Source organism: Sphingobium sp. CFD-2 (assembly GCF_024611135.1).
Lineage (GTDB): Bacteria > Pseudomonadota > Alphaproteobacteria > Sphingomonadales > Sphingomonadaceae > Sphingobium > Sphingobium fuliginis.
Map to the genome: position 1 here is coordinate 663,814 of NZ_CP084406.1, position 13,886 is coordinate 677,699.

Sequence of the window (13,886 nt, forward strand, 5' to 3'; positions counted from 1 at the left end):
GGACGCTTCAGCCTTTCAGCCTTTTGCGGGGCCCTGGGGGAAACGCATGTCGAATACGCCTTCCGCAATACGGTTGAGCAGCACTTCTATCGCGCCGCCTGCAATCATCCACCCCCGCGTGCGGCGCAGGCAATATTCGACCAGGCTGTCCTGGCTGTAGCCCGCGCCGCCCATGATCTGGATCGCCTCATTGGCGCATTCGAAACCGGCGCGGTTGCACGCGACCTTGGCAATGGCGGTCTCTTCCGGCGAAGGCAGGCCCGCGTCGGCATTGGTCGCCGCACGATACAGCAGCAACTGGGCCGCATCGAGTTTCAGCTTCATTTCCGCAAATTTCCACTGCAACCCCTGAAATTCGCACAGCGCCTTGCCGAACTGTCTGCGCGTCTTGGCATGCTCGACCGCCGCGTTGAAGGCGTAGCGGCCGAGCGCAAGGCTGCGCGCCGTGTTGCCGATGCGTTCGACGTTGAAGCCCGACATCTGCTTCTTGAAGCCGCCCGGCCCCAGCAGTACCTTGTCCTTGGGCACATAGACATTGTCGAAGAACAGCGGGTTCCATTCCTCGCCCGACAGGAAACGGATCGGCTTGCCGAAGCTGAAGCCTTCCTGGCCGCGCTCGATCAGCACCGATCCGATATTGCCAGTGCCCGGCCCATAGCGGACATAGACCAGGAACACGGTGGCATGGGTGCCGTGGGTCGTGAAGATCTTCTGCCCGGTGATGCGGTAGCCATCGCCATCCTCCACTGCCGTGGTGGTCAGCTCTGTCACGGCGGAACCGGCATTCGGCTCCGTCATGGCGACCGAAATCAGCCCCTCGCCGCGTAGCAGGGGGGCCAGATATTGTTCCTTCTGCGCGTCGGTGGCGAACTGGGCGAAAGTGCGGATCGCCCCGAAATTGCCCGCCTGCACGACATCCGCAGACCGGGGGCACACCGACGCGATCGTCTCGATCGCGATGACCGCGTCCATCAGGCTTCCGCCCAGACCGCCCTTGTCCTCCGGCACGGTGATGCCGATCAGGCCCTGTTCGGCCATCATCCTGGCCACGTCCCACGGATAATCGTCGCTATGCGCGCGCTCCAGCGCTCCGGCGGCCAGATGGCGCTGCGCGAAGGCGGCTACCGCGTCGCGGAACATGGTCTGCTCTTCATTCAGGTCGAACTGCATTCGATCGCTTCCCATAGGGCGGCTCATATGCCGCGGATAAACTGCTATCCTCGACCTAATCGGGGATGATCGCGATGCGAAGATTACCGCTGCGATCCTTCACATTTACGATGCATCGCCGCCGCCCGCCGCCCCAGCTTGACAGTTATGACCGGCAAATAGCTTGTGGGGACAGGTTTCAGACGCATTTTCAAGACAGGGCCCCTCGATCCAGCCATGACCCAGATCAATGACAAGATCTCCACCCGCATCGAAGGCGATATAGGTTTCATCGTCAGCGACAATCCGCCTGTGAACGCGCTGGGCATCGGCGTCCGGCAGGGACTGGTCGGCGCGCTGGAAGAACTGAACGCCGACCCGGGCGTGAAGGCTATCGTGCTTTATTGCGCGGGACGGACCTTCTTCGCGGGCGCCGACATCACCGAATTCGGCAAGCCGCGCCAGTCGCCCACCCTGCAGGACATCATCGCCGCGCTGGAAAGCTCAGCCAGGCCGGTGGTCGCCGCGATCCACGGCACCGCGCTGGGCGGCGGGCTGGAGACGGCGCTGGGCTGCGCCTTCCGCGTCGCGATCCCTTCCGCCCGGATGGGCCTGCCCGAAATCAACCTGGGCCTGTTCGCAGGCGGCGGCGGCACGCAGCGGCTGCCGCGCCTGATCGGTCCGGAAAAAGCGCTGGAGCATGTGCTGTCCGGCAAGCCGGTGGGCGCCAGGCAGGCATTGGAGCTGGGCATTGTCGATGCCGTGGAGGAAGGCGATCCCACCGTCATCGGCGCCGCCTTCGCCCGCCGCGTGATCGACGAAAACATCCCTGCCGTGCCGGTGCGCGACCGCGACGAGAAGCTGGCGGCGACCCGCGCCGATCCTTCGGCCTTCGACGCGCTGGCGAAGAAGCTGACGGCGCGCAGCAAGGGCCAGGCCGCGCCGCAGGCCAATATCGATTCGATCCGCCGCTCCTTCACCATGAGCCTGGACGAAGCGCTGGCGATCGACGCCGCCGCCAATCGGGAACTGATGGCGGGCAGCCAGTCGCGCGCTCTGCGTCACCTTTTCTTTGCCGAACGGGAAGCCGCCCGCATCCCCGGCCTGCCGGAAACCGCAAAGGCGCGGCCCGTGCAGAAAGCCGCGATCATCGGCGCGGGCACCATGGGCGGCGGCATCGCCATGTGCTTTGCCGGGGCCGGGGTGCCCGTCACCGTGGTCGACACGACGCAGGAAGCGCTGGATCGTGGTCTGGAGCGGGTGAAGGGCAATTACGCCACCTCGGTCAAGCGCGGGTCCATCGGTCAGGCGCAGATGGACGAGCGCCTTGCGCTGATCGCGGGCGCCACCGACCGCGCGGCGGCGGCCGACGCGGACATCGTGATCGAGGCGGTGTTCGAGGATATGGACGTCAAGAAGGAGATTTTCACCGATCTGGAAAAGCGGGTGAAGCCCGGCACCATCCTTGCCTCCAACACCTCGGCGCTCGACGTGGATGAGATCGCGTCGGTGCTGGAGCGTCCGCAGGATTTCGTCGGCATGCATTTCTTCTCGCCCGCCAATGTCATGAAGCTGCTGGAGGTCGTGGTGGCCCGGCACAGCAGCCCCGAGGCGATCCTGACCGCGATGGCGGTGGGCAAGACGATCGGCAAGGTGCCGGTCTGGTCGGGCAATTGCGACGGCTTCATCGGCAACCGCATGGTCGCCAAGCGCTCCGCACAGGCCGAACGGCTGTTGCAGCAGGGGGCCTTCCCGCAACAAGTCGACGCCGCCCTCACCAATCTGGGCTTCCCGATGGGGCCGCTGACCACGAACGACATGTCCGGCCTGGACATCGGTTATTCGATCCGCAAGCGCCGCGGCACCCCCTTCCCTATTGCCGACGCCATCGTCGAGAGCGGGCGGCTGGGACAAAAGACGGGCGCAGGCTATTATCGCTACGAACCGGGCGACCGCACGCCCCATCCCAGTCCGGAGACGGAGGCGCTCATCATCGCGACATCGGAAAAGCTGGGCATCACCCGCCGCGACATAGCGGAGGAGGAAATGGTGCAGCGGCTGCTGTTCCCGCTGATCAACGAAGGCGCGCGCATCCTGGAAGAAGGCATCGCGCTGCGGGCGTCCGACGTCGATCTGGTGTGGATCAACGGATATGGCTGGCCCCGGCATCTGGGCGGGCCCATGTTCTATGCGGACGAAACCGGCCTGGCGACGATCGTCGCCAAGCTGCGCGAGATGGCGGCCGAAACGCCGGGCGATCCGTCGCTGCAACCCGCCGCGCTTCTGGTAGAGCTGGCGGACGGGGGCCAGAACTTCGCCGACTGGCAGAAAAGCCGCGCCGCGGCCTGAACGAGACAGAGAATATTACAGGGATTTTTCGGAGACGATTATGAGCGACAACGAGTTTCAGCGCGACATCGACTATAGCGAGTTCGACTTCTTCAAGGTCGAAATCGCCGAGGACGGCGTCACCACCGTCACGATGAACGATCCCGACAAGCTGAATGCGGTGGGACCGCATAATCATTGGCAGTTGGAGGACATCTGGCTGAAGCTGGCGCGCGACGAGCGCGTCAAGGTCATCGTGCTGACCGGCGCGGGCAAGGCCTTTTCCGCTGGCGGGGACATCAAGCTGATGGCCGAACGCGCCCAGACCGAATATGGCCTGAAATATGCGTTGCGCGTGCCGATCAACACGCTGCGCATCTGGGACCAGATATTGATGACGCCGCAGCCGATCATCGCGGCGGTCAATGGCGACGCCATCGGCCTTGGCACGTCGCTGTTCGCCTTCTGCGACATGAGCATCGTCGCGGAGGACGCCAAGCTGGGCGACACCCATGTGCGCGTCGGCCTGGTGACGGGCGACGGCGGATCGGTGATGTGGCCGCTGCTGGTCGGGCCGCAAAAGGCCAAGGAATATCTGATGCGCGGCAAGCTGCTGAACGGCAGGAAGGCCGAGGAGATCGGCCTGGTCAACTATGCCTTCCCCAAGGAGCAGGTGCTGGAGGAAGCGCTGAAGATCGCGCGCGAGATCGCCGGACAGCCGATGTGGGCGGTCCGCTGGTCCAAGGCGGCGGTCAACAAGTGCATCCGCGATCAGGTGAACCTGACGGGCGAATTGTCCATCGCCTATGAAGCGATGACGATGCTGACGCAGGATTACAAGGAAGCGACGACCGCCTTCGCCAACAAGGAAAAGCCGGTCTTCAAGGGATATTGATCGCCATGGCCGCCTATCGCGACGCGGACAGCATAAGCACCGTCGCCGCGATCGGCGGCGGCGTGATCGGCAATGGCTGGGTCGCTGCCTTTCTGGGCAGCGGCCGGGCCGTGCGCCTTTACGATCCGATGCCCGGCGCGGGCGAACGCACCCGCGCCCATGTTGCGGGCGCATGGGACCAGATGGTCGAACTTGGGTTGGCCCAGGCCGACGACGACTGGTCTGTGCGCCTTTCGGTCCACGACACGGTGGCCGACGCGCTCGCAGGCGCGGATTTCGTCCAGGAAAGCACCCCCGAACGCACCGAGGTCAAGCAGGCGCTGTTCGCTGATCTCGACCGGCTGGCGCCCGCGGATGTGCTGATCGCCAGCAGCACGTCGAGCCTGCCCGTCACCGAGTTGCAGGCCGGCCTTGCGACCGCCGATCGTTTCGTGCTGGGCCATCCGTTCAATCCGGTGCACCTGATCCCGCTGGTCGAAGTGGGCGGCGGCGAACGGACCGCAGAAGAAGCGGTCGACACCGCCTTCGCCCTCTATGCCGCCATGGGCAAGCAGCCGATCCGGCTGAAGCGCGAGATATTCGGCCATATCGGCAACCGGCTGACCGCCGCCATGTTCCGGGAGGCGGTGCGGCTGGTGGCGGAGGGTTATGCCAGCGTCGGTGACATCGACAAGGCGATGAAACACAGCTTCGCGCTCAAATGGGCGATCCAGGGGCAGTTCACCACCTTCCACACATCGGGCGGCGCGGGCGGTCTGGCCGAATTCCTTCCCAAATTCGGGCCGGGCATCGTCAGGCGCTGGGAAAGCATGGCCGATCCGCCGCTGGCCGACCCGGCCTTGCAGGCGATGCTGGTCGAGCAGATGGAGGAAGCCGCTGCCGGGCGAAGCGTGGCGGAAATCGCCGCCCGGCAGGACGAGAAGCTGATGCAGATGCTGAAGCTGCTGGCGCCGGACAATGAGCAATAATAGCCGAAAGTAGACGAAAATCATCCCACCCTACCGATCCCGGCCATGATAATATGGTCCCGTCCCGGCGCCTCCAAAGGTTGGCCGGTCCGAGTGGAGAGGAAGGAAGAGATGACCGTCGATGTGATCAATCGCCCGGAAGCCGAAGACCTGCATGTGCAGGATGTCGTCGCGGCGGGCGAACTGGAAAGCTGCAACCATCTGCTGGACGACCCGGAAGCGCTCAACCGCTTCTACGAGGAGAAGGGCTATATCCTGCTGCGCGGCGTGTTCGATAGGGATACGGTGGCGCGCGCGCGGGATGAAATGCTCGCGGTCGCTGCTCAGATGGGGCTGGTCGAGCCGGGCGATCCCACCGGCAAGTGGACGGGCAAGCCTTCGGTCGGCGGCATGGAGGAAAGCGATCTCTATGCCGGGATCGCCGCCCGTCTGATCGAGGACCCGGCCAATCAGGCGGTGATGGAAAAGGTGCTGGGTGAACCGGCCTGCTCCGTCCCGATCGTGCAATATCGGACCTATCCGCCCCAGAGCAAGCTGGGCACCGTGCATCAGGACGGCTTCTACAGCCCCGGCATTCAGGATTATCGCCCGGTCTGGGTGTCGCTGACCCCCTGCACCCGCGACATGGGCGGGCTGGCGCTGGCGGTTGGCCAGAACAAGCGCGGCTATTTCCACAATGTCGGCAAGCCCAATCCCTTTCCGATCCCGCGCGACGCGATCCCGGCGGAAAGCTGGGCGACGACCGACTATATGCCGGGGGACGTGCTGGTCGTGCATCCGTGCACGCCGCATTGCGGCCTTCCCAATAATAGCGACCGGCTGCGCGTCTCCTTCGACTCGCGGGTGCAGTCCGCCGCCAACCCCAGCGCCATCGCGGCCACCGTCAAGTCCTTCACGCCCACGACCGTCACCGTGGATGCGGATCGCGTCGGGGAGATCACGCTGAATATCGACAAGGACAGCTATTTGCGCCCCATCGATCCGGGCGTGCGCGAGAGCTTCGATGGCTTCGTCACCTATATGAAGCCCGGCATGCGGCTGGTCGTGGTGCGGGATGGCGACCGCGCCGTCATGCTGCGCAAGGCGGCGGAGGGATAAGGGCAAGGCGATGAACGATGCCGTGAAGCTGTTGACGCGCATGTTCGGCTTCACGGAAGAAGGCCGGCACCGTCCCGACATCTTTCCTGTCGGAGGCGAAAGCCGGCCGTCGCCGGCGGACTATTTCCATCCCGATGTCGTGCACAGCCTGTTCGGCCCCAGCGGCACGAAGGAGACGCTGGTCGGGCGCGACGCCTTTCTCGCATTCGCGGCCTCCTGCGCGGAGGCTCTGGCGGAAAGGCGGGACGAGATCATCGCCATCACCTGCGTCGACCGGCAATGCGCCTTCGTCCACGCCCGCGCCTACCGCAAAAGCGCGGCGAATGGCGAGGACATCCATTATGAATGGGCCATGCTCTACCGCGTGGAGCAGGGCCTGATCACCTATGGCGCCGACATGCTGGATGCCCCCGCGCAGGCCTTTTGGGGGCGAGTCCGTCAGAGGCCTAATCCCAGTTCGACTTTCTAGGCGGCGTGGACAAATTCAGGACTCGCTGAACTGAGTAATTTGGGTGGAATCAGGACATTCCCCCTCCCGCAGGCGGGAGGGGGCTAGGGGGTGGGCTGGCGCGGCATCTGCGCTGTTTTGCAACGGCTAAGTCAGAAGCTCGCTACGCTCGCGCCCACCCCTAACCCCTCCCGTTTACGGGAGGGGAATGTCTTGGATTGGCCAATCCCCGACATTCCGAAACTCTCCACGCGGCCTAACCGCCTGGAACATGCGCCCCTATGGCTGACGGGAACGCGCCGATCCCCCTCAGTGACATCAGCAACGACCCTCAGGCAGAGGCGGGATAGACGCCGCGCTTTTCCACGAGACGGGCGAGATGCCAGTCCCGGTCGCCCAACAGCGCGTCGATGGCGGTCAGCCGCTTGAAGGCATGCCCGACCTTATATTCGGCGGTGATGCCGATGGCGCCGTGCATCTGCACCGCTTCCTGCCCGATGATGCGGCCTGACTTGCCGATCTGCGCCTTGGCTGCGGAGATGTTGCGGCTCCGTTGATCGGCATCGCTGTCGAGCGACAGCGCCGCAAGGATCGCCATGCTGCGCGACAGTTCAAGCTGCATCAGCATTTCGACGGCGCGATGCTGGAGCGCCTGGAAACTGCCGATGGCGACGCCGAATTGCTGCCGGGTCTTGAGATAGTCGACGGTGACATCGAACGTCTCCGCCATGGCGCCGACCGATTCCGCCACCAGTGCAGCGGTCGCTTCCTCGAACACGCGGGCCAATATGCCCTCCCCCTGCCCCGTCGCGCCGATGAGCGCATCCTTCGGGACATTGACGCCCGACAGGGCGAGCGTGGCGACCGGCACGCCATCATAGCCGCGCTTCCCCTCGACCGTCACGCCAGCCGCCGCCGCATCCACGAGGAAGAGCGAAAGGCCCTCTGCCGTCATCGCGCTCACGATGAACGTATCGGCGCTCTGCCCATGCAGGACCGCGATCTTGCGGCCATCGAGCGTCCATCCATCGCCCGACGCAGACGCGGTCGTGCGCGCCGCCAGCGTATGGCGCGGCAGGCCCTTCTCGCCATGCGCCAGCGTCAGGATGCGCTCGCCAGCCGCAATGCCCGGAACGATGTCCCCGCGCTGCTGCGCTGACGCGCCATGGCGCAGCACGCCGCCCGCCAGCACCACGGTTGCGAAATAGGGTTCGACCATCAGGCCGCGCCCCAGCGCCTCCATGACGATCATCATCTCCACGCCGCCGCCGCCGAAGCCGCCATCTTCTTCCGCGAACGGCAGCGCGAGCAGGCCCATCTCCGCAAGACCTGCATAGGCCTCCCGGCTCCAGCCATCGGGCGTCCTGAGCGCATGTTCGCGCTTCTGGAAGTCGTAGGTTTCCGCCACGAACCGCGTGACGGTTTCCTGCAGCATCTTCTGTTCGTCGTTCAGGTCGAAATCCATGGCGCGTCAAAGTCCCAGCATGGTCTTGGCGATGATGTTCTTCTGGACCTCATTGGACCCACCGAAGATCGACACCTTGCGCATCGTGAAATAGAAAGGAGCGGCAGCGCCGATCCAGCCATCGTCCGGATCGTTCGGCGCATGATCATGATCGGGCATGGCAAGGCCCGCCGGGCCTGCCAGCTCAGCGACCAGTTCGGTCATGCGCTGCTGCATTTCCGTGCCCTTGACCTTCAGGATGGACGCCGCCGCATTGGCGCCGCCGCCATGGGCATCGGCGGCGACGACGCGCAACTGGGTCAGTTCCAGCGCCCGGAATTCCACCTCCACCTCCGCCAGCTTGTGCGCAAGGCGGCGCTGTTCTTCGTCGGTCAGGGTGCCGTCCGCGGCAAGGCGGCTCTCCAGCGCGCGCAGTTGCGAAAGCCTTTCCTTGGAAAGACCGATGCGGGCGATGCCGCTGCGTTCGCTGCCCAGCAGATGCTTGGCGACGTCCCAGCCCCGGCCTTCCTCGCCAATGACATTCTCCACCGGCACGCGCACATCGTCGAAGAAGACTTCATTGGCGTCATGCTCGCCGTCGATCGTCTCGATCGGGCGGACGGTGATGCCCGGCGTCTTCATGTCCAGCAGCAGGAAGGTGATGCCCTGCTGCTTCTTGCCGCTGCTGTCGGTGCGGAACAGGCCGAACATCCAGTCCGCATGCTGGGCCTGTGTCGTCCAGATCTTCTGCCCGTTGAGGACATAATGATCGCCGTCTCGAACCGCCGTCGTCTTGAGGCTGGCAAGGTCGGAACCGGCGCCGGGTTCGGAAAAGCCCTGGCACCACCAGATGTCGATATTGGCGGTGACCGCCAGGAACCTGTCCTTTTGCGCGGGGGTGCCGAACTTGCACAGCACCGGACCGATCATGTTGACATTGAACGGCGATCCTTCCGGGGCATGGGCCAACGCCATCTCCTCCTGAAAGATATAGCGCTGAGCCGGCGTCCAGGCCTGCCCGCCATATTCGACGGGCCAATGCGTCACGGCCCATCCCCGCGCGTTGAGGATGCGTTGCCACCGCACCGTATCCTCCTTGGTCAGATGATCGCGGTTGATCATCTTGCGCCGCAGATCCTCTGGGAGGGCTTCCTTGAGGAAGGTCCGCACCTCATCGCGGAAGGCCGTTTCCTCGGGCGTAAAATCCAATTTCATCGCGCTGTTCCCATATAAGAACCCCTTCCCCAGCAGGCATTAGGCTTCCAAGTCAACGGCGCGACCAAGGCCTTCACATGCCCGATATCATTGCGTCAGATCGAACAGCACGCGCCCGCCCCCGCCCGTCCGGGCAAGCGCAATCCCCTCCTCCGCACGGGACAGCGGAACGATGGCGCGCACCGGCAGGGACGGCGGATCGGCGGCATGGAGCGCGGCCAGTTCCGCGAACATGGCGTGCACGCCCTCAACACCCATGGCCTCCTCCGCGGGGCGAAGGCTGAAGCCCAAGATCGAGAGGCCACCCCCGGTCAGCAATTGCGAACGAACCTGGATCGGCTTGCCGGAGAGATGGCCGAACAGCAACAGCCGGCCGCCCGGCGCCAGGCAGCTTGCAAGCCGGTCGGTCGCCGCGCCCGCCACGCAATCGAGTGCGGCGCGGACAGGCCGCCCGCCCGACGCCGCCAGTGCGCGCTCCGCCAGACCGTCGCCGTCCAACAGCGCATCGGGTGTCGCGGGATGCGGCCTTCCCACGACATCGACAACCTTGACGTCCATGCGCGCGGCAAAGGTGCGAACCCAATGCGCCACGACCGATCCCGCACCATTTTGAATGATCGCATCGCCCGGAAGCACGCCAGCATGGCGCAGGAGCAGATGCGCAGTAGGAGGGTTGATGCGCAACATCGCCGCCTGCACGGGATCGAATCCGGCCGGCAGAGCTATCAGATGGCGACGGGGCAAAAGGCGCATCGCACACCAGTTGCCCCGGCCAAGCACCATCACCAGATCGCCCGGACGAAGGTCGGCAACGGCTTCGCCCACTGCCTCCACCAGCCCCGCGCCCTCGGCTCCCAGCGGTTGGTCATGCGGCAGATCAAAGGAATATCCGCCTTCAATCGCCAGAAGGTCAGCCGGATTGACAGGCGCATAGGCCATGCGCACCAGCACTTCATCATTCCGGGGCACGGACGGCGCCGGCGCCTCCGCAAGGCGGACACGCCCCTTTCCGCAGGGCAGCACCGCGCGGTTCACGCCGATACCGGCCCTGCGCTCAGGCGAAATGCCGCCGGTAGCTGGCGATCTTGATCGTCTCGGGCATTTTCACGACATTGCTGCTGTCCCGCTCCAGCCCGTCTTCCTCCTGATGCAGTTCGGCAATCCGGGCTTTGCGGCTGATCAGCAGGTCCAGCATTTCCTGTCCGCGCTCCGCAATCACGGACGGCCGGGCGATGACGCTGACGGTCAGCCGATCCATATTCCGGCCGAAAGGCAGCAATACAGCGACGCAGCCGACCCCGTCCCGATCCTGTTCGATGGCCCAGCCCTTTTCACGCAGCACGGCGAATTCGGACAGAAGCTCGGCCAGGCGGACATGCCGGGACAGGTCTGTTTCCTCCGCGTTCAGGCGGTGGACCGCGGAACGGATGCCTTCATTGCGGTAGCTCGAAAGCAGCAGCCGCCCCTGCGTGCTGTGCAGGATGGACAGTTGATCGCCCGCATGAGCATCGAGCGCATCCTCATTATTGCCGTGGATGACATGCAGATGCTGCAGCACATAGTTGGAACTGGTCGACAGCAGCACCGTTTCGCCCGTCAGCTTGGCGATCTCGTCGATTGCGGACAGCACCGGCCCGCCACGGAACAGCGAAGGCTTCACCCAGGCGCCGAGCAGGGCGACCCGCGCGGTCGGACTATAGGTCCGGCGAACGCGATTATAGTGGAGATAGCCCAGCCGCGTCAGGCAGCGGAGCAGTTCGGATGTGCTGGATTGCGGATAGTTCAGCGTGCGCGACATTTCCATGACGGTGGCGACGCGGCGATCCTGGTCGAAATATTCCAGGATCTCCAGCACTCGATGCGCGGATTTGATGGTCCGGGATGCGCTGGTGGCCATTGGCTTTCCTCTTCCTCCCGCGGATGCATGAAATTGCATCTGCTGCACGGATTTTCGTACCGCATCATGAATATAATGTCCAACGGTTTTTCGAATTGCGTTCGAATTTTCGAACAGCTATGCAATGCGAGTTGAGACCGGAAAGGTGAACAGGGGACGATGCAGCAGGCCAAATCAGAGGAAACCCGCGCCCGCGGACCGAGGGCGATCACCCGCGTGCTCGATCTGCTGGCCCTGCTGGCAGGCAAGCAGGACGGCATGAGCCTGGCCGAACTCAGCGCGGTCATGACGGTGCCCAAGAGCACATTCATCGACACGCTGCGGGGTCTGTGCGACATGCATTATCTGTCCTGTCAGGAGGGGCGATACCGACTGGGTCCGGCGGCCTATCATTTCGCCAGCCGGATCGTGCGTCATTGGTCGGCGCCGGAACTCATCCGCACCCTGGTCAAGCAGCTCGCCTCCGAAACCCGCGAGTCGGTGGGGTTCGCCATTGCCGATTGGGAAATCGGGCAGGCCATCTACACCGAGGCGAGCAACAGCCCGCAGCCGGTGCGATATGCCATGCAGGCAGGGCTGCGGGCGCCGCTCTACGCCAGCGCCGCCGGGCGTGTCCTCATGGCCTTTGCCAGCCCCGAACAGGTGGAGGAATATCTGGCCCGCGCCCATCTCAGGAAGTTGACGGACAGCACGCGGACCGACCCCGATGTCATCCGCGCCGGCCTCGCGGCGATACGCGAACAGGGCTATTGCGCCAGCTTCGGGGAGATGTTGAGCGACACCGCGGCCCTGGCGGTGCCGGTCATGGGCCCTGACGGCGATCTGCTGGGGGCGCTCATGCTGGCGGCTCCGCTGGACCGGATGAAGCAGAATTTCGAACGGCTTCTGAATGCCACGGTGGAGGCGGGCCGCCACGCCTCAGCGGGAAGCTGACGCGCGGCGACGGGTCGGATCAGGTTCAGACCGGCAGGCCCATGAAGCGCATGCCGTTTTCATACATGACCTTGCGGACATCCGATGCCGACAGGTCCCTGCACGCTTCCTCCGCGAACAGGCGCGGTTCAGCGACGCCCTCCGCATGGGGATAGTCCGATCCCATCAGGACCCAATCGGCGTTGCCGACCTGATCGATGATGGATTTCAGATCGTCTTCCGGATAGGCGACGACCGACACATGCCGGGCGAAAATGGCGCTCGGCCGGTCCTTCAACTGGCCGGCGGGCCACTGGCCGTTCTTCGCGATACCCCGGCACTTGTCCATCTTCACCAGCATGGAGGGCACCCATTCGGCGCCATTTTCGGCAGACAGCAGCCTTATATTGGGAAAGCGTTCGAAGAAGTTCCAGAAGATGAAGCTCGACAGCGTCTCGATCACCGGCCGTTCCGAATAGCCGTGCATCCACACGAAGGCGGACTGCCGGATGCGCGATTGCTGCATCCCCTCCCCCCACAGCGCCATATGATCCTTCATGTAGATGGCTTCGGAAACATGGAAGACGACGCGGATGCCGGCTTCATTGGCGATCGCCCAGAAGGGATCGTGATCCGGATGCGCGGGCGCCTTGCCGTTATAGGGGCCCATCGGCATCAGGATGAGCTTCGCGCCCTTGGCGACGACATCCTTCAGCGCCTTGCAGGCTTCCTCGACATTGTCGAGCGTCATGATGGGGCATGAAAAGATGCGGTCGTTGTAATTATACTTCCACTGGTCGTACATCCAGCCATTATAGGCGTTCAATACCGGATAGGCATAGCGCGGGTCGTCCAGGAAACTGATGGCCGTGATCATGTTGCCGACGAAGAGGATGGACGAACGCACATCCCAGGCATCGAGCAGTTTCACCCGTTCCCCCGGCTCGACCATGGCCGGGGTCTTGGGCACATGCATGTCGATCTCGGCCTTGCCTTCCTTCATGGCGCGCAGCCATTCATGCAGCTTGCCGGGCGCGGGAACGCGGCCATCCTCGAACAGATGGTCGGCGCTGATCTCCACCTTGCGCGGCCCCACATACATGGCGAAGTCGCCGTCCGGTCCTGACTTGAACGTGACGCCATAACGTTCGGCGGCGTCTTGGGGCAGATATTTCGTCCATGCCTCATCCGTTTCCCAGAAATGCGTATCGGCATCGAAGATCGGACCGGAATAAACGGGCGAAGTTTCCGCCGCTTCGATTTGTGCAGACATGATGTTCCTTCCCCAAAACCATGACGTTATTCGATATGATCTGGACCACGCCGCCATCAAAACCGGGCGCCGAGTGTCGAAACCTGTAAGTGTCGAAATCTATATAGGCATGGCTGCATGTCGCGAATATCGGCCCCGCCCTGCCATCACATAGGCGATGGGATGCCGATGCCATCAGATGGCCGATCAGTGTGTGTTACCCTCCGATGGCGGTGGCGGCGTTATTGACGCGGGCAGGCCGCCACCCATAGGCCAGACA

12 protein-coding genes are annotated in these 13,886 nt (G+C 64.0%); 6 read left to right on the forward strand and 6 right to left on the reverse strand.

Going from position 1 to position 13,886, the window contains the following annotated elements; all coding sequences use genetic code 11:
• Positions 1-15: 15 nt before the first annotated feature.
• Positions 16-1,170: an acyl-CoA dehydrogenase family protein gene (locus LDB29_RS23315; protein WP_025551471.1), complete on the reverse strand. Its 1,155-nt coding sequence runs from the start codon at positions 1,168-1,170 to the stop codon at positions 16-18.
• 216 nt (positions 1,171-1,386) lie between these two features.
• On the opposite strand from LDB29_RS23315, the gene LDB29_RS23320 reads away from it, so the two are divergent.
• From LDB29_RS23320 to LDB29_RS23340, 5 genes are all read left to right on the forward strand, one after another.
• Positions 1,387-3,498, forward strand: a complete 2,112-nt coding sequence (locus tag LDB29_RS23320) for a 3-hydroxyacyl-CoA dehydrogenase NAD-binding domain-containing protein (protein ID WP_257557168.1) — start codon at positions 1,387-1,389, stop codon at positions 3,496-3,498.
• A gap of 40 nt (positions 3,499-3,538) precedes the next feature.
• Positions 3,539-4,372 carry an enoyl-CoA hydratase/isomerase family protein gene (locus LDB29_RS23325; RefSeq protein ID WP_025551473.1) on the forward strand — a complete coding sequence of 278 codons (834 nt, stop codon included), beginning with the start codon at positions 3,539-3,541 and terminating at the stop codon, positions 4,370-4,372.
• A 5-nt stretch (positions 4,373-4,377) separates the two neighbouring features.
• Positions 4,378-5,340 carry a 3-hydroxyacyl-CoA dehydrogenase NAD-binding domain-containing protein gene (locus LDB29_RS23330; protein WP_257557169.1) on the forward strand — a complete coding sequence of 321 codons (963 nt, stop codon included), beginning with the start codon at positions 4,378-4,380 and terminating at the stop codon, positions 5,338-5,340.
• A gap of 111 nt (positions 5,341-5,451) precedes the next feature.
• Complete coding sequence (locus LDB29_RS23335) at positions 5,452-6,438, forward strand: phytanoyl-CoA dioxygenase family protein (protein ID WP_025551477.1); 987 nt, start codon at positions 5,452-5,454, stop codon at positions 6,436-6,438.
• A gap of 10 nt (positions 6,439-6,448) precedes the next feature.
• Complete coding sequence (locus LDB29_RS23340) at positions 6,449-6,907, forward strand: nuclear transport factor 2 family protein (RefSeq protein ID WP_025551479.1); 459 nt, start codon at positions 6,449-6,451, stop codon at positions 6,905-6,907.
• Positions 6,908-7,217: 310 nt separating this feature from the next.
• Here LDB29_RS23340 and LDB29_RS23345 read toward each other — a convergent pair whose 3' ends face one another.
• From LDB29_RS23345 to LDB29_RS23360, 4 genes are all read right to left on the reverse strand, one after another.
• Positions 7,218-8,351: an acyl-CoA dehydrogenase family protein gene (locus LDB29_RS23345; protein ID WP_257557171.1), complete on the reverse strand. Its 1,134-nt coding sequence runs from the start codon at positions 8,349-8,351 to the stop codon at positions 7,218-7,220.
• A 6-nt stretch (positions 8,352-8,357) separates the two neighbouring features.
• Positions 8,358-9,545, reverse strand: coding sequence for an acyl-CoA dehydrogenase family protein (locus LDB29_RS23350; protein WP_257557173.1), 1,188 nt, complete (start codon positions 9,543-9,545; stop codon positions 8,358-8,360).
• Positions 9,546-9,632: 87 nt separating this feature from the next.
• Entirely contained in the window at positions 9,633-10,514 is an 882-nt protein-coding gene (locus LDB29_RS23355) for a 2-enoyl thioester reductase domain-containing protein (RefSeq protein ID WP_254657256.1), read from the reverse strand.
• Positions 10,515-10,599: 85 nt separating this feature from the next.
• Positions 10,600-11,442: an IclR family transcriptional regulator gene (locus tag LDB29_RS23360; protein ID WP_025550544.1), complete on the reverse strand. Its 843-nt coding sequence runs from the start codon at positions 11,440-11,442 to the stop codon at positions 10,600-10,602.
• 159 nt (positions 11,443-11,601) lie between these two features.
• On the opposite strand from LDB29_RS23360, the gene LDB29_RS23365 reads away from it, so the two are divergent.
• Entirely contained in the window at positions 11,602-12,375 is a 774-nt protein-coding gene (locus LDB29_RS23365) for an IclR family transcriptional regulator (RefSeq protein ID WP_257557177.1), read from the forward strand.
• Positions 12,376-12,400: 25 nt separating this feature from the next.
• Here the strand turns inward: LDB29_RS23365 and LDB29_RS23370 are convergent, their stop codons facing one another.
• A complete protein-coding gene (locus LDB29_RS23370; RefSeq protein ID WP_257557178.1) occupies positions 12,401-13,627 on the reverse strand; it encodes an amidohydrolase family protein in 1,227 nt (408 codons plus the stop codon).
• Positions 13,628-13,886 lie beyond the last annotated feature (259 nt).

What these genes read in the sequence shown, in the direction of transcription:
- LDB29_RS23315 (WP_025551471.1), bottom strand. Translation starts at nt 1,170, where the DNA reads ATGCAGTTCGACCTGAATGAAGAGCAGACCATGTTCCGCGACGCGGTA.
- LDB29_RS23320 (WP_257557168.1), top strand. Translation starts at nt 1,387, where the DNA reads ATGACCCAGATCAATGACAAGATCTCCACCCGCATCGAAGGCGATATA.
- LDB29_RS23325 (WP_025551473.1), top strand. Translation starts at nt 3,539, where the DNA reads ATGAGCGACAACGAGTTTCAGCGCGACATCGACTATAGCGAGTTCGAC.
- LDB29_RS23330 (WP_257557169.1), top strand. Translation starts at nt 4,378, where the DNA reads ATGGCCGCCTATCGCGACGCGGACAGCATAAGCACCGTCGCCGCGATC.
- LDB29_RS23335 (WP_025551477.1), top strand. Translation starts at nt 5,452, where the DNA reads ATGACCGTCGATGTGATCAATCGCCCGGAAGCCGAAGACCTGCATGTG.
- LDB29_RS23340 (WP_025551479.1), top strand. Translation starts at nt 6,449, where the DNA reads ATGAACGATGCCGTGAAGCTGTTGACGCGCATGTTCGGCTTCACGGAA.
- LDB29_RS23345 (WP_257557171.1), bottom strand. Translation starts at nt 8,351, where the DNA reads ATGGATTTCGACCTGAACGACGAACAGAAGATGCTGCAGGAAACCGTC.
- LDB29_RS23350 (WP_257557173.1), bottom strand. Translation starts at nt 9,545, where the DNA reads ATGAAATTGGATTTTACGCCCGAGGAAACGGCCTTCCGCGATGAGGTG.
- LDB29_RS23360 (WP_025550544.1), bottom strand. Translation starts at nt 11,442, where the DNA reads ATGGCCACCAGCGCATCCCGGACCATCAAATCCGCGCATCGAGTGCTG.
- LDB29_RS23365 (WP_257557177.1), top strand. Translation starts at nt 11,602, where the DNA reads ATGCAGCAGGCCAAATCAGAGGAAACCCGCGCCCGCGGACCGAGGGCG.
- LDB29_RS23370 (WP_257557178.1), bottom strand. Translation starts at nt 13,627, where the DNA reads ATGTCTGCACAAATCGAAGCGGCGGAAACTTCGCCCGTTTATTCCGGT.